This window comes from Nitratireductor mangrovi (assembly GCF_007922615.2).
GTDB lineage: Bacteria > Pseudomonadota > Alphaproteobacteria > Rhizobiales > Rhizobiaceae > Mangrovimarina > Mangrovimarina mangrovi.
This window is the reverse complement of record NZ_CP042301.2, coordinates 1,257,559-1,276,993: the sequence shown is the minus strand read 5'-3', so window position 1 is coordinate 1,276,993 and position 19,435 is coordinate 1,257,559. Positions and strand designations below refer to the sequence as shown.

General features: G+C 66.6%; 15 protein-coding genes. 5 read left to right on the top strand and 10 right to left on the bottom strand.

Going from position 1 to position 19,435, the window contains the following annotated elements; translation table 11 throughout:
- Window positions 1-48 precede the first annotated feature (48 nt).
- Genes gcvT through gcvP form a run of 3 tightly spaced genes read left to right on the top strand, consistent with a single transcriptional unit; the run spans window position 49 to window position 4,339 of the window.
- Window positions 49-1,152, top strand: coding sequence for a glycine cleavage system aminomethyltransferase GcvT (gene gcvT, locus FQ775_RS06225; RefSeq protein ID WP_146301700.1), 1,104 nt, complete (start codon window positions 49-51; stop codon window positions 1,150-1,152).
- 3 nt (window positions 1,153-1,155) lie between these two features.
- Window positions 1,156-1,524, top strand: a complete 369-nt coding sequence (gcvH, locus tag FQ775_RS06220) for a glycine cleavage system protein GcvH (protein WP_146301699.1) — start codon at window positions 1,156-1,158, stop codon at window positions 1,522-1,524.
- Between the two features lie 10 nt (window positions 1,525-1,534).
- Entirely contained in the window at window positions 1,535-4,339 is a 2,805-nt protein-coding gene (gene gcvP / locus FQ775_RS06215; RefSeq protein WP_146301698.1) for an aminomethyl-transferring glycine dehydrogenase, read from the top strand.
- A 70-nt stretch (window positions 4,340-4,409) separates the two neighbouring features.
- Here the strand turns inward: gcvP and alaS are convergent, their stop codons facing one another.
- Window positions 4,410-7,067: an alanine--tRNA ligase gene (alaS, locus tag FQ775_RS06210; RefSeq protein WP_146301697.1), complete on the bottom strand. Its 2,658-nt coding sequence runs from the start codon at window positions 7,065-7,067 to the stop codon at window positions 4,410-4,412.
- A 208-nt stretch (window positions 7,068-7,275) separates the two neighbouring features.
- Complete coding sequence (recA, locus tag FQ775_RS06205; protein WP_146301696.1) at window positions 7,276-8,361, bottom strand: recombinase RecA; 1,086 nt, start codon at window positions 8,359-8,361, stop codon at window positions 7,276-7,278.
- Window positions 8,362-8,640: 279 nt separating this feature from the next.
- On the opposite strand from recA, the gene FQ775_RS06200 reads away from it, so the two are divergent.
- A complete protein-coding gene (locus FQ775_RS06200) occupies window positions 8,641-9,597 on the top strand; it encodes a carbohydrate kinase family protein (protein ID WP_146301695.1) in 957 nt (318 codons plus the stop codon).
- A 12-nt stretch (window positions 9,598-9,609) separates the two neighbouring features.
- Window positions 9,610-10,533, top strand: coding sequence for a pseudouridine-5'-phosphate glycosidase (locus tag FQ775_RS06195; protein WP_146301694.1), 924 nt, complete (start codon window positions 9,610-9,612; stop codon window positions 10,531-10,533).
- Window positions 10,534-10,611: 78 nt separating this feature from the next.
- Here FQ775_RS06195 and FQ775_RS06190 read toward each other — a convergent pair whose 3' ends face one another.
- The 8 genes from FQ775_RS06190 to urtA all read right to left on the bottom strand — a co-directional run bounded on the left by FQ775_RS06190 (window position 10,612) and on the right by urtA (window position 19,123).
- Complete coding sequence (locus tag FQ775_RS06190; RefSeq protein ID WP_167812786.1) at window positions 10,612-11,265, bottom strand: YiaD family glycine zipper/OmpA-like lipoprotein; 654 nt, start codon at window positions 11,263-11,265, stop codon at window positions 10,612-10,614.
- Between the two features lie 107 nt (window positions 11,266-11,372).
- The gene (locus tag FQ775_RS06185; protein WP_167812785.1) at window positions 11,373-11,810 is read right to left on the bottom strand and encodes a Fur family transcriptional regulator; all 438 of its coding nucleotides are present in this window, start codon (window positions 11,808-11,810) and stop codon (window positions 11,373-11,375) included.
- A gap of 1,190 nt (window positions 11,811-13,000) precedes the next feature.
- Entirely contained in the window at window positions 13,001-13,213 is a 213-nt protein-coding gene (locus FQ775_RS06180; RefSeq protein WP_146299980.1) for a hypothetical protein, read from the bottom strand.
- A 222-nt stretch (window positions 13,214-13,435) separates the two neighbouring features.
- Window positions 13,436-14,131 (bottom strand): urea ABC transporter ATP-binding subunit UrtE, encoded by a 696-nt coding sequence (gene urtE / locus FQ775_RS06175; RefSeq protein WP_146299979.1) that lies wholly within the window; start codon window positions 14,129-14,131, stop codon window positions 13,436-13,438.
- 4 nt (window positions 14,132-14,135) lie between these two features.
- Window positions 14,136-14,885, bottom strand: coding sequence for an urea ABC transporter ATP-binding protein UrtD (gene urtD / locus FQ775_RS06170; RefSeq protein ID WP_167812784.1), 750 nt, complete (start codon window positions 14,883-14,885; stop codon window positions 14,136-14,138).
- 5 nt (window positions 14,886-14,890) lie between these two features.
- A complete protein-coding gene (gene urtC / locus FQ775_RS06165; RefSeq protein ID WP_167812783.1) occupies window positions 14,891-16,129 on the bottom strand; it encodes an urea ABC transporter permease subunit UrtC in 1,239 nt (412 codons plus the stop codon).
- Window positions 16,126-17,742 (bottom strand): urea ABC transporter permease subunit UrtB, encoded by a 1,617-nt coding sequence (urtB, locus tag FQ775_RS06160; RefSeq protein WP_146297489.1) that lies wholly within the window; start codon window positions 17,740-17,742, stop codon window positions 16,126-16,128. The genes urtC and urtB overlap by 4 nt, the downstream gene beginning before the upstream one ends.
- A gap of 85 nt (window positions 17,743-17,827) precedes the next feature.
- Window positions 17,828-19,123, bottom strand: coding sequence for an urea ABC transporter substrate-binding protein (gene urtA / locus FQ775_RS06155; RefSeq protein WP_432420063.1), 1,296 nt, complete (start codon window positions 19,121-19,123; stop codon window positions 17,828-17,830).
- Window positions 19,124-19,435 lie beyond the last annotated feature (312 nt).

The following is a 19,435-nucleotide window of genomic DNA, read 5'->3' as shown; positions in this document are numbered from 1 at the left end:
CGATTCGACCGCCGCCAGCGGTCGCGAACGCGTGCCTTTGGAGAAGCGATGACGGCGACAGAGACACTTTCCAGACTGCCCCTTCACGATCTGCACGAGAACGCAGGTGCACGCTTCGGCGGCTTCGCCGGCTGGTCGATGCCGATCACCTATCCGCTCGGCGTCATGAAGGAACACCTTCATGTGCGTGAAAAGGCTGGGCTTTTCGACATTTCGCACATGAAGCTTTTCGCCGTTTCGGGCGCCGACGCGCTGCGGCTGATCGGCCGTGCTTGCCCGTTCGACCCGGCGGAGATGGAGACCTCCCAGTCGCGGCTGACATTCTTCCTGAATGAGGAAGCCGGCATTCTCGACGATCTGATCGTCACGCGGTTGGACGAAAACCGCTTCATGATCGTCGCCAATGCCGGCAATGCGGCCGGCGACGAGGCGCACCTGAAAGCGCTGGCCAAAGGGCTCGACGTGACGATCGAACCGCTCGACCGCGTTTTCCTTGCCTTGCAGGGGCCGGAAGCCGAGGCAGCGCTCAACCGGGCCGGGATCGCCACCGACGGGCTTTTCTTCATGCATGGGCGCGAACCCAAGGACGGCTGGTTCCTGTCGCGTTCCGGCTACACCGGCGAGGACGGTTTCGAGATCGCGCTCCCCGAGCAGGACGCGCGGCCGCTCGCCGAGGCGCTTGTCGCCGATCCGGCGGTCGAGTGGATCGGGTTGGCGGCCCGCGACAGTCTCAGGCTGGAAGCCGGACTTTGCCTGCACGGCCAGGACATTTCCGCCGACACCACGCCGGTTGCGGCCGCGCTTTTGTGGGCGATCCCGAAACCAGTGCGCGAAACCGGCGCCTTCGTCGGCGCCGAGGCGCTGCGCGCCGCGATCGCCGCCGGCGCGGCGCAAAAGCGCGTCGGGCTGAAGCCGGAAGGCCGCCAGCCGGTGCGCGGCGGTGTCGCGCTCGTCGATGAGGCAGGCAACCCGGCCGGAACGGTCACCTCGGGCGGTTTCGGGCCGTCGACCGGGCATCCGGTGGCAATGGGCTATGTCGACAAGGGGCTCGCGTCGGCCGGCACCCGACTTTTCGCTGAAATCCGCGGCAACCGCGTGCCGGTTGCCATCCATCCGCTTCCGTTCACGCCGCATCGCTATTTCAGGGGATAAACGATGACCAAGATCTACTTCACCGAAGACCACGAATGGATTCGCGTCGAGGGCGAGACCGCCACGATCGGCATCACCGACTACGCCCAGGAGCAACTCGGCGACCTGGTCTTTGTCGACCTGCCCGATGTCGGCGCGGCCTTCGCCAAGGGCGACACCGCCGTCGTCGTTGAATCGGTCAAGGCCGCCTCGGATGTCTACGCGCCCGCCGACGGCGAGGTCACCGCCGTCAACGACAAGCTTTCCGCCGAACCGGGCCTCGTCAACACGGCCGCGACCGGCGACGGCTGGCTCTGGAAGATGAAGCTTTCGGACGCCGGCCAGCTCGACGGCCTGATGAACGAGGCCGGCTACAAGGAAATGATTGGATAAGGATTTTTCCATGGCTTCCACCGCCAAGACTTCCGCCTTCGCTGCGCGCCATATCGGTCCGCGCGCGGCGGACGAGCGCCGCATGCTGAAGGCACTCGACCTGACGTCGTGCGAGACCCTGATCGCTCAGGCGATCCCGAAATCGATCCGGCTCGACCGCGAACTGGCACTGCCGGAAGCGGCGGGCGAGGCCGAGGCATTGGCCGAGCTCAAGGCCAGGATGGATCAGAACATCGTCGCCAAGTCCTTTATCGGCCAAGGCTATCACGGCACGGCGGTGCCGGCGGTGATCCAGCGCAACCTGTTCGAGAATCCGGCCTGGTACACGGCCTACACGCCCTACCAGTCCGAGATCAGCCAGGGGCGGCTGGAAATGCTGTTCCACTTCCAGACCCTGGTCGCCGAACTGACCGGCCTGCCGGTGGCCTCGGCCTCGCTGCTCGACGAGGCAACTGCCGTCGCCGAGGCGGTCGGCATCGCGCTGCGCCACCACCGCGACAAGCGCCAGAAGGTGGCGCTCGCCGGCGCCCTGCACCCGCAGGTGCTCGACGTGGTGACGACCCGCATGGCGCCGCTCGACGTGACCGTCGCCGAAGGCGAGGCCGACGACGAGACTGCGGCGCTGATCGTGCCATGGCCGGACACCTTCGGCGTCTATGGCGACCACGCCGCGGCGATCGCGACGGCCCGGGCGGCCGGCGCGCTGGTGATCGTCGTCGCCGACCCGCTGGCGCTGGTGCTCACCGAAGCGCCGGCGAAGATCGGCGCCGACATCGCCGCCGGGTCCATGCAGCGCTTCGGCGTGCCGATGGGCTATGGCGGGCCGCATGCCGCCTATCTGGCGGTCGCCGACAGGCTGACGCGGCTGATGCCAGGGCGCCTGGTCGGCCAGTCCGTCGACCGCCACGGCCGCGCCGGCTACCGGCTGGCTTTGCAAACGCGCGAGCAGCATATCCGCCGCGACAAGGCGACTTCCAACATCTGCACCGCGCAGGCGCTGCTCGCCAACATGGCGGCTGCCTATGCGATCTGGCACGGGCCGGAAGGCCTGCGGGCGATCGCCGAGCGCGTTCACGGCCTCGCGACCCGGTTCGCCGACGGCTTGCGAGACGCGGGGCTGGAGATTGCGGGAGAGCACTTCTTCGACACGGTAACGGTCACGGTCCCCGACAAGGCGAAGGAGATCGCAAGCCGGGCGGAAGCGGACGGGCGGCTGGTCCGCGCGATCGGGAAGGACCGGATGGCAGTCAGCTTCGACGAGACCTCGTCCGAGGAGGACCTTTCCGCACTTGCGGCCCTCTTCGGGGCAACGCCTGGCAAGGGCGAGACCGCCCTGCCCGGCCGGCGCCCGGCGGAGGGCTTTCTCACCCAGCCGGTCTTCCACGACAACCGCTCCGAGACCGAGATGATGCGCTTCCTGCGCCGGCTCGCCGACAAGGACCTGGCGCTCGACCGGGCGATGATCCCGCTGGGCTCCTGCACGATGAAGCTCAACGCAGCAGCGGAAATGGCGCCGGTGAGCTGGGCGAGCGCCGGCTCGCTGCACCCGTTCGCGCCGGCAAGCCACGCCGCCGGCTATCGCGCCATGGCCGACGACCTCGAGGCCTGGCTGGCCGAGATCACCGGCTTCGACGCGGTCTCGCTGCAGCCAAATGCCGGCAGCCAGGGCGAATATGCCGGGCTGCTGGCGATCCGCCGCTATCATCTGGAAAACGGCGATCGCGACCGCGACATCTGCCTGATCCCATCCTCTGCCCACGGTACCAACCCGGCCAGCGCGGTGATGGCCGGCATGCGGGTCGTGATGGTCAAATGCACCGATGACGGCAATGTCGACATCGATGACCTGAAGCAAAAGGCGGCGGCGCATGCCGCGAACCTCGCAGCGCTGATGATCACTTACCCGTCCACGCATGGCGTGTTCGAGGAAGGTATTCGCGACATCTGTGCGGCCGTGCACGAACATGGCGGCCAGGTCTATCTCGACGGCGCCAACCTCAACGCCATGGTCGGGCTGGCGCGGCTGGGCGACATCGGCGGCGACGTCTGCCACATGAACCTGCACAAGACCTTCTGCATCCCGCATGGCGGCGGCGGACCCGGCATCGGCCCGATCGGTGTCAAGGCGCATCTGGCGCCATTCCTGCCCGGGCATGTGGAGCTTGGCAGCAGCCACGCCGTGGCCGGCGCGCCGCTGGGCAGCGCCTCGATCCTGCCCATCACCTGGATGTATATCCGCATGATGGGGGCGGAAGGGCTCAGGCACGCCAGCGAGACCGCGATCCTTTCGGCCAACTACATCGCGCAGCGGCTGAAAGCGCACTACCCTGTGCTCTACGCCGGCCGCAACGAGCGCGTCGCGCATGAATGCATCCTCGACACCCGCGTGCTTAAGGACAAGGCGGGGATCACGGTCGAGGACGTCGCCAAGCGGCTGATCGACTACGGTTTCCACGCGCCGACCATGTCGTGGCCGGTCGCCGGCACGCTGATGGTGGAGCCGACCGAATCGGAGCCTTTGTCTGAGGTCGACCGGTTCTGCGAGGCGATGATCGGCATCGCGAAGGAGGCCGCGAAGGTCGCCGACGGCAGCTGGCCGAAGGACGACAACCCGCTCGTCAATGCGCCGCACACGGCGGCCGAGTTGATGGCGGACCAATGGGCCCACCCCTATTCGCGGCGCCAGGCGGCCTTCCCGCTCGGGGACGGCGACGGCGGCATGAAGTACTGGTCACCGGTCTCGCGCATCGACAATGTCGGCGGCGACCGCAATCTGGTCTGCGCATGCCCGCCGGTGGAGGCGCTCGCAAGCTAGTCGGGTCATCGGGTGCTGGCCTCCAACCCGGCCAGCCCCCTGAAACACCATCAATCTGCTGCTGGTCCGCCTAGCCGCCCATCGCCGCCCTGACGGCCGCGATGGCGTCGGTCGCCTTTGAGGCGTCGGGCCCACCGGCCTGGGCCATGTCAGGCCGGCCGCCGCCGCCCTTGCCGCCAAGCGCCGCCGACGCGGCGCGCACCAGATCGACTGCGGAAAAACGCGCTGTCTGATCCTCGGTCACGCCGACCACGACGCTTGCCTTGCCGTCTTCGCCTGCCCCGACAAAAACAACGACGCCGGAGCCGAGCGAAACCTTGCCCTCGTCAGCGAGGGGTTTCAGGTCCTTCGGCGACACGCCGTTGACCACGCGGCCCATAAAGCCGGTGCCGGCGACCTTTTCGGTCTCGACCTGTTCCCCGCCGCCACCGCCGAGTGCCAGTTGCCGCCGCGCTTCCGACAGTTCGCGCTCAAGCCTGCGACGCTCCTCGACCAGCGCCTCGACCCGTGACGGCACGTCGGCCGGCGCCACCTTGAGCGAGGCCGCCACGGCCTTCAACCGCCGGTCCTGCTCGTCGAGATGGCGGCGCGCCGCCTCCCCGGTCAGCGCCTCCACGCGGCGCACGCCGGCCGCCACCGCGCCCTCCGCGACGACACGCACAAGGCCGATGTCGCCGGTGGCCGACACATGGGTGCCGCCGCACAATTCGACCGAATAGGGTTTGCCGGCCTTGTCGCCTTCTATCGCGGTGCCCATCGTCACGACGCGGACCTCGTCGCCGTATTTTTCGCCGAACAACGCCATCGCGCCCTCGGCGATCGCATCGTCGACCGCCATCAGCCGCGTCGTGACCGGCGCGTTCTGCACCACGATCGCATTGGCCATGCGCTCGACATTCTCGATCTCGTCCGCCGAGATCGGCTTGGGGTGCGAGAAATCGAAGCGCAGCCGGTCCGGCGCCACCAGCGAGCCTTTCTGGGCGACATGGGTGCCAAGCACCTCGCGCAGCGCCTCGTGGACCAGATGGGTAGCGGAGTGGTTGGCGCGCAACTTCCCCCGCCGCGCATGATCGACGTCGAGATGAACGACCGCCCCCGGCCGCACTTCGCCTTCAAGGACGCGTCCAAAATGCACGAACAGCCCGTCGGCCTTCTTCTGCGTGTCGGTCACTTCAATGGAGAAACCTTCGCCGGAGATGCGCCCGGTATCGCCGACCTGCCCGCCAGACTCGCCATAAAACGGCGTCTGGTTGACAATGACGGCGACCTCTTCACCGGCCTTGGCCGCGTCAGCCTCCGCGCCCGCCCTGACGAGGGCCTGGACAACGCCCTCGGCGCTTTCGCTGGAATAGCCGAGAAACTCGGTCGCCCCGACCTTCTCCTTGAGCTGGAACCAGACCGTTTCGGTTGCCGCCTCGCCCGAGCCAGCCCAGGAGGCGCGTGCCTCCGCCTTCTGGCGTTCCATCGCGGCGTTGAAGCCGTCGAGATCGACCCCGATGCCGCGCTGGCGCAGCGCGTCCTGGGTGAGGTCGAGCGGAAAGCCGTAGGTATCGTAAAGCTTGAAGGCGGTCTCGCCATCAAGGCTGTCGCCCTTTGAAAGCGCCCCGGTCGCGTCGGAAAGCAGCGTCAGCCCGCGCGCCAGCGTCTTGCGGAAGCGCGTTTCCTCGAGCTTGAGCGTTTCGGTGATCAGCGCCTCGCCGCGTACCAGTTCCGGGTAGGCCTGTCCCATCTCCCGCGTCAGAGCCGGCACCAACCGCCACATCAGCGGATCCTTCGCACCGAGCAACTGCGCATGCCGCATGGCACGGCGCATGATGCGCCTGAGCACGTAGCCCCGGCCCTCGTTGGAGGGCAGTACACCATCGGCAATCAGGAAGCTCGACGCCCGCAGATGGTCCGCGATCACGCGGTGGCTGGCGCGGTTCTTGCCCTCGGCCGGCACGCCCGTCAGATCCACCGCGGCCGCGATCAGAGCCTTGAATAGGTCGATATCGTAATTGTCGTGCTCGCCCTGCAGCACGGCAGCAATCCGCTCAAGCCCCATGCCGGTGTCGATCGACGGCCGCGGCAGATCGATGCGCTCGTCCTTCGTGATCTGCTCGAACTGCATGAAGACCAGGTTCCATATCTCGATGAACCGGTCGCCATCCTCATCCGGGCTGCCGGGCGGGCCGCCAGGAATGCCTTCGCCATGGTCGTAGAAGATCTCCGAACATGGGCCGCACGGCCCGGTGTCACCCATGGCCCAGAAATTGTCGCTGGTCGGAATGCGGATGATCCGGTCGTCAGGCAGCCCGGCAATCTTCTTCCAGTGACCGGCGGCCTCGTCATCGGTGTGGTAGACGGTGACCAGCAGTCGCTTCGGATCGAGACCGAACTCCCTGGTGATCAGGTTCCAGGCAAGCTCGATGGCAACATCCTTGAAATAGTCGCCAAAAGAAAAATTGCCCAGCATCTCGAAAAAGGTATGGTGCCGCGCGGTGTAGCCGACATTGTCGAGATCGTTGTGCTTGCCACCGGCGCGCACGCATTTCTGCGCCGTCGCCGCGCGGCTGTACGGCCGTTGCTCGATGCCGGTGAAAACGTTCTTGAACTGCACCATGCCGGCATTGGTGAACATCAGCGTCGGATCGTTGCGCGGCACCAGCGGACCAGAGGCGACGGCCTCGTGCCCGTTCTTGGCAAAAAAATCGAGAAATGCCGTCCGTATCGCGTTGACGCCGCTCATCGTGTGCCTTCTGAACCGTACCGGAAATGCCGGGAACGCGGCTTCTTATCGTTCGCCCGGTTTGCTGTCCAGAAACCCTTTCGACGCGGCGGCGACATGCGGGAGCGTGGCGACACGCCTGCGTGCGCACCCCGACAAAGGTCTATACCTGAACACGCAAGGGCCGCCGGACATGCCGGCGGCCCTTTGACCCGCATCCAATGCGAGATCACATCTCGGCAGCGCTGTCGCCTTCTTCTTCCTCGCGCCCGTGATCGAGGAATTTTTCCGCGATCAGCCCGGCATTCTGACGCAGCGCCAGCTCGATCTCACCCGCCAGTTCGGGATTGTCGCGCAAAAACTGCTTGGCATTCTCGCGCCCCTGGCCGAGACGCTGCGAATTGTATGAGAACCAGGCGCCCGACTTCTCGACGATGCCCGACTTGACGCCGAGGTCGATCAGTTCGCCGGTCTTCGAGACACCCTCGCCATACATGATGTCGAACTCGACCTGCTTGAAGGGCGGGGCCAGCTTGTTCTTGACCACCTTGACCCGGGTCTGGTTGCCGGTCACCTCGTCGCGCTCCTTGACCGAGCCGATGCGGCGGATGTCGAGGCGAACCGAGGCATAGAATTTCAGGGCATTGCCGCCGGTGGTCGTCTCGGGCGAACCGAACATGACGCCGATCTTCATGCGGATCTGATTGATGAACACCACCATGGTATTGGAGCGCGAGATCGAGGCGGTCAGCTTCCTGAGCGCCTGGCTCATCAGCCGCGCCTGCAGGCCGGGCAGCGAATCGCCCATTTCGCCCTCGATCTCGGCACGCGGCGTGAGCGCCGCCACCGAATCGACCACCAGGACATCGATGGCGCCGGACCGCACCAGCGTATCGCAAATCTCAAGCGCCTGCTCGCCGGTATCGGGCTGCGAGATCAGCAGGTTTTCAAGATCGACGCCCAACTTGCGGGCATAGACCGGGTCGAGCGCGTGCTCGGCGTCGACGAAAGCACAGATGCCGCCCTTTTTCTGCGCCTCGGCCACCGTATGCAGCGCCAGCGTCGTCTTGCCGGAGCTTTCGGGACCGTAGATCTCGATGATGCGGCCCTTGGGCAGCCCGCCGACACCCAGCGCGATGTCGAGGCCGAGCGATCCGGTCGACACGGTCTCGATCTCGACCACCTGCTCGTTGCGCCCGAGCCGCATGATCGAACCCTTGCCGAAGGCGCGCTCGATCTGCGAGAGCGCGGCATCCAGAGCCTTGGATTTGTCCACCGAATTGTCCTCAACCAGCCGCAATGAATTTTGAGCCATGATACATTACCCTTCGATCGTCAATGAAGCCCGGTCGCTTCTTCGTCCCGCTATTTTTGTACATGTTTTGTTCTGCTTTTGCAAGCCGCAAATAGGTACGCAAATGCAACGCGTTAGGCTCGTTGTTCTTTAAGTGTTCCGCCTGCGAGGCTTCCGGATGTATCCCCTTGAAAACGTCTGGCGACCTGCATGTGTCCCTGTGGCGATTCGGAGCGCGTTGCGCGCGCCGGCGCCTGCCAGTAGATAGTGCTTCAGCTTTCCAGGGCGCCGGATCCGAGCTTGCCACCTTCTCCTTCCATCCTTGCCATTGGCGGCGCGCATATCGACCGGCGTGGCCGTGTGCTCGGCGATTTCGTGCCCGGCGCCTCCAATCCCGGCGAGATGCGTGAGGAGGTCGGCGGCGGAGCCTTCAACGCGGCGCGGGCGATGGCCGGGCGGAGCCACGGGGTGGCGCTGCTGTCCGCGCGGGGCGGCGACGCGGGCGGCGACGCCGTCGCGGCGGCGATCGAGCGCGCCGGCCTTGCCGACCTTTCGGCGATCTTTCTCGATCGCGCCACGCCGAGCTACACGGCGATCCTCGACCGCGGCGGCGACGTCCTTGCCGCCCTCGCCGACATGGCGCTCTACGATCTCGCCTTCGACAAGCAACTGCGCCGGGCCAAGACTCGTGACGCGCTTGCCGGGGCGGAGGCCATCCTCTGCGACGCCAACCTGCCTGCCGCCGCACTCGAACGGCTTGCCGGGCTTGCCGGCGAAACGCCACTCTTCGCCATCGGCGTTTCGCCAGCCAAAGTCACCCGGCTGCGGCGGATCGCCGGGCGGATCGCCTGCCTGTTCATCAACCGTCGCGAGGCGGCAGCCCTTGCCGGCGCGGATGCAGCCGCAGACCCCTCGTCTCTCGCTGCGGCACTGCGCGCGGCCGGGCTCAGGTCGGCCGTCGTCACCTCGGGTTCAGCGCCGCTGGTGGCTTTCGAGGACGCCACGGTGTTCGAAGTCACGCCACCCGCCACCGACAGGGTGGCCGACGTCACCGGCGCCGGCGATGCGCTGGCCGGCACGGTCGTGTCGGCTCTGGTGCGCGGCCAGCCTTTTGCCGACGCGGTCAGGGAAGGCCTTGCCGCAGCGCGCCTTTGCATCGAATCCACACACGCCGCGCCCGACCACGATCCGGATGCCTTCGCCAGAGTTCTCGCGACCATACCGCCGCTACACGCCCTGCCCCTCGCCACCATTTGACGACGGAAACCAATGCTATCGGAAACTGCACGACCCTTCACCGACATCGCCGCCCCCGTGGCCGAGGCGCTGGCCGACGGCCGCCCGGTGGTGGCGCTGGAGAGCACCATCATCACCCACGGCATGCCGTTCCCGCAGAATGCCGAGATGGCCGCCGGCGTCGAGAATATCATCGCGACCGAGGGCGCTGTCCCGGCAACCATCGCTGTCATCGATGGGCGGCTGAAGATCGGGTTGAGCGCTGCAGAGCGCGCCGAACTCGCGCGTGCCGGCAACGCCATGAAGCTGTCGCGCGCCGATCTGGGCTTTGCCGTCAGTGAAGGCCGGACCGGCGGCACCACCGTCGCCGCAACGATGATCGCGGCAGCCCTTGCCGGCATCAGCGTGTTTGCCACCGGCGGTATCGGCGGCGTCCACAAGGGTGCGGAGACCTCCTTCGACATTTCGGCCGATCTCGACGAATTGGCGCGGACGCCGGTGATCGTGGTGTCGGCCGGGGCGAAGGCGATCCTCGACATCGAAAAGACGCTGGAAGTGCTGGAAAGCGGCGGCGTGCCGGTGGTGGCCTACGGCACCGACATCATGCCCGCCTTCTGGTCGCGCTCCTCGCGCTTTGCCGCGCCGTTGCGGCTGGACGATCCCGCAGCGATCGCGCGCTTTTTCAGGACGCGCGTCGCACTCGGTCTCGAGGGCGGCATGCTGGTCGCCAATCCGGTCCCCGCCGAAAGCGAGATCGCCGAAGCCGAAATGGCCGGCCATATCGCCAGGGCACAGGCCGATGCCACGGCTCAGGGCGTCTCCGGCAAGGCGGTCACGCCCTATCTGCTTGGCCGCATCCTCGAACTGACCGGCGGCCGCAGCCTGGCGACCAACATCGCGCTGGTGGAAAACAACGCCCGGCTCGCGGCCCGGATCGCGATCGCGCTGACCGGCTAGCTAAAGCTGGCCCCCGACACGAAAAGGCCGCCGGCAGCGCGGCGGCCTTCTTGGCTCTCCGGTCGCGACCGCGCCCGGTCAGGTCAGCGGGGTCAGGTGAATCTCGACGCGGCGGTTCTGCGCGCGGCCGGCCGGGGTCGCGTTCGAGGCGATCGGCTGGGTCTCGCCGAGGCCGACGATGGCGAAGCGGCGCGGATTGACGCCCTGTCCGGACAGATAGCTGGCCACCGACGAGGCGCGGCGCTGCGACAGGCCGAGATTGTAATTGTCGTCGCCGGTCGAATCGGTGTGGCCGTAGACGTCGACGATGGTGCGGTTGAACTCCTGCAGCACCAGCGCGACCGAGTTGAGCGTGCCGTAGAAGGCCGGCTTCACCGCGTCCTGGTCGGAATCGAAGGTGATGTTGGAGGGCATGTTAAGGATGATCTGGTCGCCCTGGCGGGTGACGCTGACGCCGGTGCCCTGGAGCCGGGCGCGAAGCTGCGCCTCCTGCTGGTCCATGTAGTTGCCGACCGCGCCGCCGACCAGCGCGCCGATGCCGGCGCCGATCAGCGCGTTGCGGCGGTCGTCGCCGCCGGCGAGCGTGCCGAGCCCCGCGCCCGCCAGCGCACCCAGCGCCGCGCCGCCGGCCGTGTTCGACAGCTTGCGTTCGCCCGTATAGGGGTCGGTCGTGCACGCGGCCAGCAAAAGCGTGGCGATCGCCGTCGCGACAATCGGTTTCCTGTCGAACATGAAATTCCCTCTCCTTGTGGGCCGGCGTCTTTCCGGCTGCGGATCGTGGCGGGCTAATGGCAAAATGAGGCAAAAAACCGGCATCCGCGGCGCGACCTGCGTCGGCTTCAGCGCCGCGCGGCGCGGCGCTTGCGGCCGTAGAGCTCGAGCTTGTGGTGCAGGATGTCGTAGCCGAGCTCGCGCGCGATCTCGTCCTGCAGCTTTTCGATCTTGTCGGACCTGAACTCGATCACGTCGCCGGTCTCGACGTCGATCAGGTGGTCGTGATGCTCCTCGCCGGCGTGCTCGAAGCGCGACGGGCCGCCGGAAAAGGCATGGCGCTGGATGGTGCCGTGTTCCTCGAGCAGCTTCATGGTGCGGTAGACCGTGGAAAGCGAGATCGTCTTGTCCTCGGCCTCGGCGCGCCGGAAGATCTCGTAGGCGTCGGGATGGTCGTCGGTCTCCGACACGATCCTGAGAATGATGCGGCGCGGCCGCGTGATGCGGATGCCCGCGCGCCTGAGCTCCGCCTCGTAATCGATCCGCTTGTTCGCCTGCGCCGTCATGCCGGGACTATGGTCCAGATGACAATCAGTTGCAAATGGCGCGCGGCGTGAGGACGCGGTCGCCGCAGGTGATCGATCGACAACGATTTGTCGATCGAAGCGACGAACGCCCGAAGCCCGAGCGGAGGGCCGGGGACCGCCGGACGCGGTGGAGGGGGCTCAGCAACATCACCCATTGTGAGCGCGTCCTCGGCTGGAATTCTGTCCGGGCGAGAGAGAGGCCGACGCAGATGGACCGCCTTGAACACGCCCCCTCCACCACTTCGTGGTCTTGGCCCTCCGCTCGGGCTCCGGGCGTTCGTCGCTTCGATCGACAAATCGTTGTCGATCGATCGCCTTCGGCGACCGCATCCTCACCCCCCGTAAACAGGGGAGGATTCGCGCCGCGCTTGCATCGCCTCTCCTGTGCCCAAGCTTTTCTCCTTTCGCTCACGGCCGTGCGCTCGCCTTCGGCTCGCTGGCCTCCGCGGGGGCGCGCCATGAAGCTGCATTTCCCCTTTGCGTGCTCCGCTTCGCTGCGCATCGCGGCTGGCCAGTCGGCCTTGCGGCATGCGCCGTCGCGACCACGCCCGCGAAACGCGTCTGGCTTTTGACAAGGGGAAGACGGGCGGCCGTCCGGACGCTCATCTAGTTGTAGTTTGCGACCTCGCGGCCGCCCGCCCGGCGTGCTTGCCCGGATGTGCAGGTGCGCGTTGCCGCCCTTTCGAGGCGGCACTCGCAAAGCCGGTGGCCTCGCGACCGGAACCCTGTCGGCCCCGCACCTCACCCTGGGGCCCGGACCTGGGGGCTCATCGCCCAGCAACACCACCGTAGTGCTGCCGGTCCGGCGCCGGACGCCGCCCGGAGGCTCGGTGCGCATCCGTTTCCCGCGCGGCGATCGACGGGGATGATACGGGGAGGTGGGGAGGGCGTGGATGGAAAGGAAGTTAGCGAATAGGGAATAGTGGTAGAAACGGGCGGTTGCGCGGACGGACGGGATTGACTTGTCCCGCAGCGATGGGATCGCGGTGCGTCCTTCGAGGCTCCCCTTCGGCAAGCTCAGGGTCGCACCTCAGGATGAGGAGCGAAGTGCTGTATCGCCGTCGCGGCAACCTCGGCGCTGGCCGACCTCATCCTGAGGCCTCGAAGGGCGCAGCGGCGTGAGGCCGTTGCCGCCCAGGCCGCCTAGCCTCCTAGCCTCTTTCGCGAGCCTACTTCTTCTTCCGCGCACCACTGCCGGTGATGGTGGAAGAGACCGCCGAGACCGGGTCGCTGGCCGGAAAGCTGTCCTCCAGCCCCTCCTCCAGCTCTTCCTCGAGATTTTCTTCAAGGTCGTTGCCGTGGGCGGCGCGGTCCTTCCTGAAAGCTTCGGCGGCCGGCGAGGTGCGGGGTTTTTCGGTTTTCGGTGTCTTTGGTCTGGCCATCGGGGGGTCCTCCGCGCCGGCAAGGCTTTCCCTAAACATAAGGGAGCCGGGCCGGGTTCCCAACAGACCAGCGTGAAAATCGGCCCGGCGGCGAAATGCCGCCGGCCGGGAACACCTGCGCCCGGTGCGCGTTTGAAGCGCATCGCTCGCCGCTCAGGCGCGACGCGAAGACCGGCGGCCACGGTTACGCCCCTCTCGAGGCCGTCGGTCGATCTCCTTGCGTCAGACGGTCAGGTGGCCGCGCACCTCGGGACGGTCGAGATCGGCGGCCGGGCCCGCATGGACGATGCGGCCGCGGTCCATGATGTTGACCTCGTCGGCGAGCTCGCGGCAGAAATCGAGATATTGCTCGACCAGAAGGATGCCGATGCCGGTGCTGTCGCGCAGGAAACGGATGGCGCGGCCGATATCCTTGATTATCGAGGGCTGGATGCCTTCGGTCGGCTCGTCGAGGACGAGAAGCTTCGGCCGCATGACCAGCGCGCGGCCAATGGCGAGCTGCTGCTGCTGGCCGCCGGAAAGATCGCCGCCGCGCCGCGACAGCATGTCGTTGAGGACCGGGAACAGCTCGAAGACGTGTTCCGGGATCGAGCGTTCAGCACGCCTGAGCGGCGCGAAGCCGGTCTCCAGGTTTTCGCGCACCGAAAGCAGCGGGAAGATCTCACGCCCCTGCGGCACGAATGCGATGCCCGACCGGGCGCGATCATACGCCGCGCTCCGGCCGAGCGCCTTCCCCTCGAAGGCTATTTCGCCGCTGGTCAGCCGGTGATGGCCGACGATGGCCCGCAAAAGGCTGGTCTTGCCGACGCCGTTGCGGCCGAGCACGCAGGTGATGCGGCCCGGCTTCGCCTCCAGCGAGACGCCGCGCAGCGCCTGGGCGGCGCCGTAATGCAAGGTGGCGTCGGTGACGGTCAGCATGGTCTTACCTGCCCAGATAGACTTCGATGACGCGGTCGTCGGCCGAAACGTGGTCGAGCGTACCTTCCGAGAGCACCGAGCCCTCGTGCAGGCAGGTGACCTTGACGCCGAGCTCGCGCACGAAATGCATGTCGTGCTCGACGACGATCACCGAATGGGTCGTGGCGATGTCGCGCAAAAGCCGCGCGGTTTCTTCGGTCTCGGCGTCGGTCATGCCGGCGACCGGCTCGTCGACCAAAAGCAGCTTCGGGTCCTGGGCGAGCAGCATGCCGATCTCCAGCCACTGCTTCTGGCCGTGCGAAAGGTTGGCGGCGAGGTCGTGGCGGCGCTCGGCGAGCCGGATGGTTTCGAGGATGTCGTCGATGCGCGCCGCCTCGGCGCGCGAGCCGGCATGGACCAGCGCCGGGAAGATCGAGCGCGGGCCGGCGAGCGCCAGCACCAGATTGTCCTCGACGGTGTGACTTTCGAACACGGTCGGTTTCTGGAACTTGCGCCCGATTCCCATCATGGCGATGTCGGCCTCGTCATGGCGGGTCAGGTCGATGTCGCCGTTGAAGAAGACCTCGCCCTCGTCGGGCCGGGTCTTGCCGGTGATGATGTCCATCATGGTGGTCTTGCCGGCGCCGTTGGGGCCGATGATGGCGCGCATCTCGCCTTTCTTCAGCACCAGCGACAGATTGTTGATGGCCCGGAAGCCGTCGAAGGCGACCGAGACGCCGTCGAGATAAAGCAGGGTGTCGCGTCGTTCCGGCATCGCCCCTACTCCGCCGGCTGCGGCTCGGGCGCGCCGCCGAGATCGCCGCGCGGCCGGGCCGGTCCGGCGCGCGCGATGCGGGTGTCGCCTTCTCCGGCCGGTGTCGGCGCCTCGCCGCCAGTGTCGCCGCGGGCCGCGATGGCCTTGTCGCGGCGACCGGCGCGCCAGGCATCCCAGGTGCCGACGATGCCCTTGGGCAGGAACAGCGTCACGGCGACGAAGAGGCCGCCAAGCGCGAACAGCCAGAATTCGGGCAGGAGGCCGGTGAACCAGCTCTTGCCGCCATTGACCAGCAGCGCGCCGACGACCGGGCCGACCAGCGTGCCGCGGCCGCCGACGGCTGTCCAGACCACGACCTCGATCGAATTGGCCGGCGCGAACTCGCCCGGGTTGATGATGCCGACCTGGGGCACGTAGAGGGCGCCGGCGATGCCGGCCATGATGGCCGAGACCGTGAAGGCGAAGAGCTTGATGTTTTCCGGGCGCCAGCCGATGAAGCGGGTGCGCGGCTCGGCATCGCGCACAGCGACCATCAGCTTGCCGTATTTGGAGCGCGTCACCAGCATGCAGACGGCGAGCGCCAGCGCCAGCGCCAGCGCGCTTGCGGCGAACAGGCCGGCGCGGGTCGCCGGCGCCTGGATGTCGAAGCCGATGATGTCCTTGAAGTCGGTCAGCCCGTTATTGCCGCCGAAACCCATGTCGTTGCGGAAGAAGGCGAGCAGCAGGGCATAGGTCATCGCCTGGGTGATGATCGACAGGTAGACGCCGGTCACCCGGCTCCTGAAGGCGAACCAGCCGAAGACGAAGGCGAGCGCGCCGGGCACGGCGACGATCATCAGCGCGGCGAACCAGAACTGGTCGAAGCCGTACCAGTACCAGGGCAGTTCCTGCCAGTTCAGGAACACCATGAAATCGGGCAGGACCGGGTCGCCATAAACGCCGCGGCTGCCGATCTGGCGCATCAGATACATGCCCATGGCGTAGCCGCCGAGCGCGAAGAAGGCGCCGTGGCCGAGCGAGAGGATGCCGCAAAAACCCCAGACGAGATCGAGCGCCAGCGCCAGCAGCGCATAGGTGAGGTATTTGCCGAACAGCGCGACCAGATAGTTGGGCACGTGGAAGGCGCTCGACGGCGGCACGGCAAGATGCAGCACCGGCACGAGGGCCGCGATCGCGACCAGGAGCGCGATGGTGGCGATGACGCGGCGGTCGGCGCCGCCGGCGAAGAGGCGCTGGGTGATCATGCCTCGACCGCCCTACCCTTGAGCGCGAACAGCCCGCGCGGCCGCTTCTGGATGAACAGGATGATCAGCACCAGCACCAGGATCTTGCCGAGCACGGCGCCGGCATAGGGTTCGAGGAACTTGTTGACGATGCCGAGCGAGAAGGCACCGACCAGCGTGCCCCAGAGATTGCCGACGCCGCCGAAGACCACGACCATGAAGCTGTCGATGATGTAGCCCTGGCCGAGATTGGGCGAGACGTTGTCGACCTGGGAGAGCGCGACGCCGGCAATGCCGGCAATGCCGGAGCCGAGCGCGAAGGTGAAGGCGTCGACAAAGGGCGTGCGGATGCCCATCGAGGAGGCCATGCGGCGGTTTGCGGTGACCGCGCGCATCTGCAGGCCCCAGGCGGTGCGGTTGAAGACGTAGAGCAGCGCGGCGAAGACGGCGAGCGCGAAGACCACAATCCAGAGCCGGTTCCAGGTGATCGCCAGCTGCCCGAGCTCGAAACCGCCCGACATCCAGGACGGGTTGCCGACCTCACGGTTGGTCGGCCCGAAGATGGTGCGCACGGTCTGCTGCAGGATCAGCGACACACCCCAGGTGGCGAGCAGGGTCTCGAGCGGCCGGCCATACAGGAAGCGGATGACGCCGCGCTCGAGCGCCAGACCCGCCGCGCCGGCGACCAGGAAGGCGGCCGGCAGCGCGATGGCGAGCGACCAGTCGAACAGCCACGGCGCGGAGTTGCGGATCACCTCCTGGACGACGAAGGTGGTGTAGGCGCCGAGCATGACCATCTCGCCATGCGCCATGTTGATGACGCCCATGACGCCGAAGGTGATGGCAAGGCCGATCGCCGCCAGAAGCAGAACCGAGCCGAGCGAGATGCCGTACCAGACATTCTGGCCGGCGGCCCAAATCGCCAATGTCTCGTTGATGGCGGAGATCGCCTTGTCGGCGGCTTCCTTGAGCGGGCCCTCGGCGCCGGCGGCAAAGGATTTCAGGAGCGCCAGCGTGTCACGGTCGCCGCGCTTGGCGAGCAGCTCGATCGCGGCGAGCTTTTCGGCCTCAGGCAGGTCGGAAACCAGCACCGAGGAGGCGCGCGCGGCCTCGAGAGCGGCCTTGACGGAGGCGACGTCTTCCCTGGCGATCGCGGCGTCGAGCGCCTCGATATTGGCGGCGTCGGGGGCGCGGAACATGGTGTTGGCGGCGGCAAGACGGGTCGCCGGGTCGGGCGAGGCCAGCGTCAGGCCGGAGATGACGTCGCGGATCAGCCGGCGCAGCGAGTTCTTGATCTTGATCTTGTCGAACAGCGCGGCCGCTTCCTCGCCGGCCGACTCGGCGGTCAGCGGGTCGAACAGCTTCACCTTGCCGCCGCTTTCCCTGACGATGAAGACGGCGCTGTCGGATTTGCGGGTGCGCAGATTGCCGTCGGAAAGGGCATTCAGCGCGGCTTCGACGCGGGCGTCGCCGGTGGCGCCCAGTTCGCGGATGATCTTTTCGGTCTGGGAGAAATTCTTCGAGGTCGCGAATTTCGCGATGATGTCGCGCACCGCAGCGTCGTCGGCTGCCGCCGGCACAAGGGCGGCAAGCATGGCGGCGACGAAAAGGACAAATGCGCGCGCGGCTTTCATGAAGGATCGTGCCCGGTTGGCCTGGAGTTCACTTCCGGGCGGGCGGGAGAGAGGGTGCCCGCCCGGAAGTTTGCGACGTCGCGCGTCAGTTGACGCCCTTGCCGCCGCACTTTCCGGTCGCGACGTTGAAGTTGCCGCACGACATCGGAGCGCGCCAGTCGGCGATCAGGTCCTTGGAGTCGGGCAGGTAGTCGGACCACTCGTCGCCCACGACGAGGCCCGGCGTCTGCCACACGGTCTCGAACTGGCCGTCGTCCTGGATCTCGCCGATCAGCACCGGCTTGGTGATGTGATGGTTCGGCATCATGGTCGAGTAGCCGCCCGAGAGATTGGGCACCGAAACGCCGATGATGGCGTCGATGACGGCGTCCGGATCGGTGGAGCCGGCCTTCTCGACCGCCTCGACCCACATGTTGAAGCCGATGTAGTGGGCTTCCATGGGATCGTTGGTGACGCGCTTCTCATCGCCGATGAAGGTCTTCCAGGCCGAGATGAACTCGGCATTCACCTCGGTGTCGACCGACTGGAAGTAGTTCCAGGCAGCGAGGTGACCGACGAGCGGGCCGGTGTCGAGACCGGCGAGTTCCTCCTCGCCGACCGAGAAGGCAACGACCGGGATGTCTTCGGCCTTCACGCCCTGGTTGGCCAATTCCTTGTAGAACGGCACGTTGGCGTCGCCATTGATGGTCGAGACCACCGCGGTCTTCTTGCCGGCCGCGCCGAACGCCTTGATGTCGGAGACGATCGTCTGCCAGTCGGAATGACCGAACGGCGTGTAGTTGATCATGATGTCCTCGGCCGCGACGCCCTTGGCGAGCAGATAGGCCTCGAGGATCTTGTTGGTGGTGCGCGGATAGACATAGTCGGTGCCGGCGAGCACCCAGCGTTCCACGCCTTCCTCGTTCATGAGGTAGTCGACGGCCGGGACCGCCTGCTGGTTGGGCGCGGCGCCGGTGTAGAAGACGTTGCGCTGGCTTTCCTCGCCCTCGTACTGGACAGGGTAGAAGAGCAGGCTGTTGAGTTCTTCGAAGACCGGCAGCACGGACTTGCGCGACACCGAGGTCCAGCAGCCGAACACCGCCGAGACGTCGCTGACCGAGATCAGTTCGCGCGCCTTTTCGGCGAAGAGCGGCCAGTCGGACGCCGGGTCGACGACCACCGCCTCGAGCTTCTTGCCAAGCAGACCGCCCTTCTTGTTCTGCTCCTCGATCAGCATGAGCATGACGTCCTTCAACGTCGTCTCGGAGATCGCCATCGTGCCCGACAGCGAATGCAGGATGCCGACCTTGATGGTCTCTTCCTGCGCCTGGGACGATCCCGCTGCCAGCATTCCGGCTGCAAGCACGCCGGCCGACAGCATCGTCGTCACCTTTTTTGTCATTCCCCTCATCGATACACCTCCGGATGGGTTGGTTTTTGCACCGCAACAAAGAAAGCAACCGCCGTGCCAAACCGTTGGCGGCAACGCTCCGGTTAACGAATTGGAAAGATTTTCAGCATGTTAGCCGGGCAGATCGGCAGGCTCGGGCTTAGGCGGCAAATCAACGCCGGTCCGGCACTGCCAAGGAATTGCGCAGGCCTGCGCATTCATGCCTGTTTTTTCAGCACCATGTCTTTGCTGCTTATATAAGAGGCATCGATAGGGGCGTGACGATGCCGGAACAGGCCCTATAGTCGCGAAAACACAAACCGG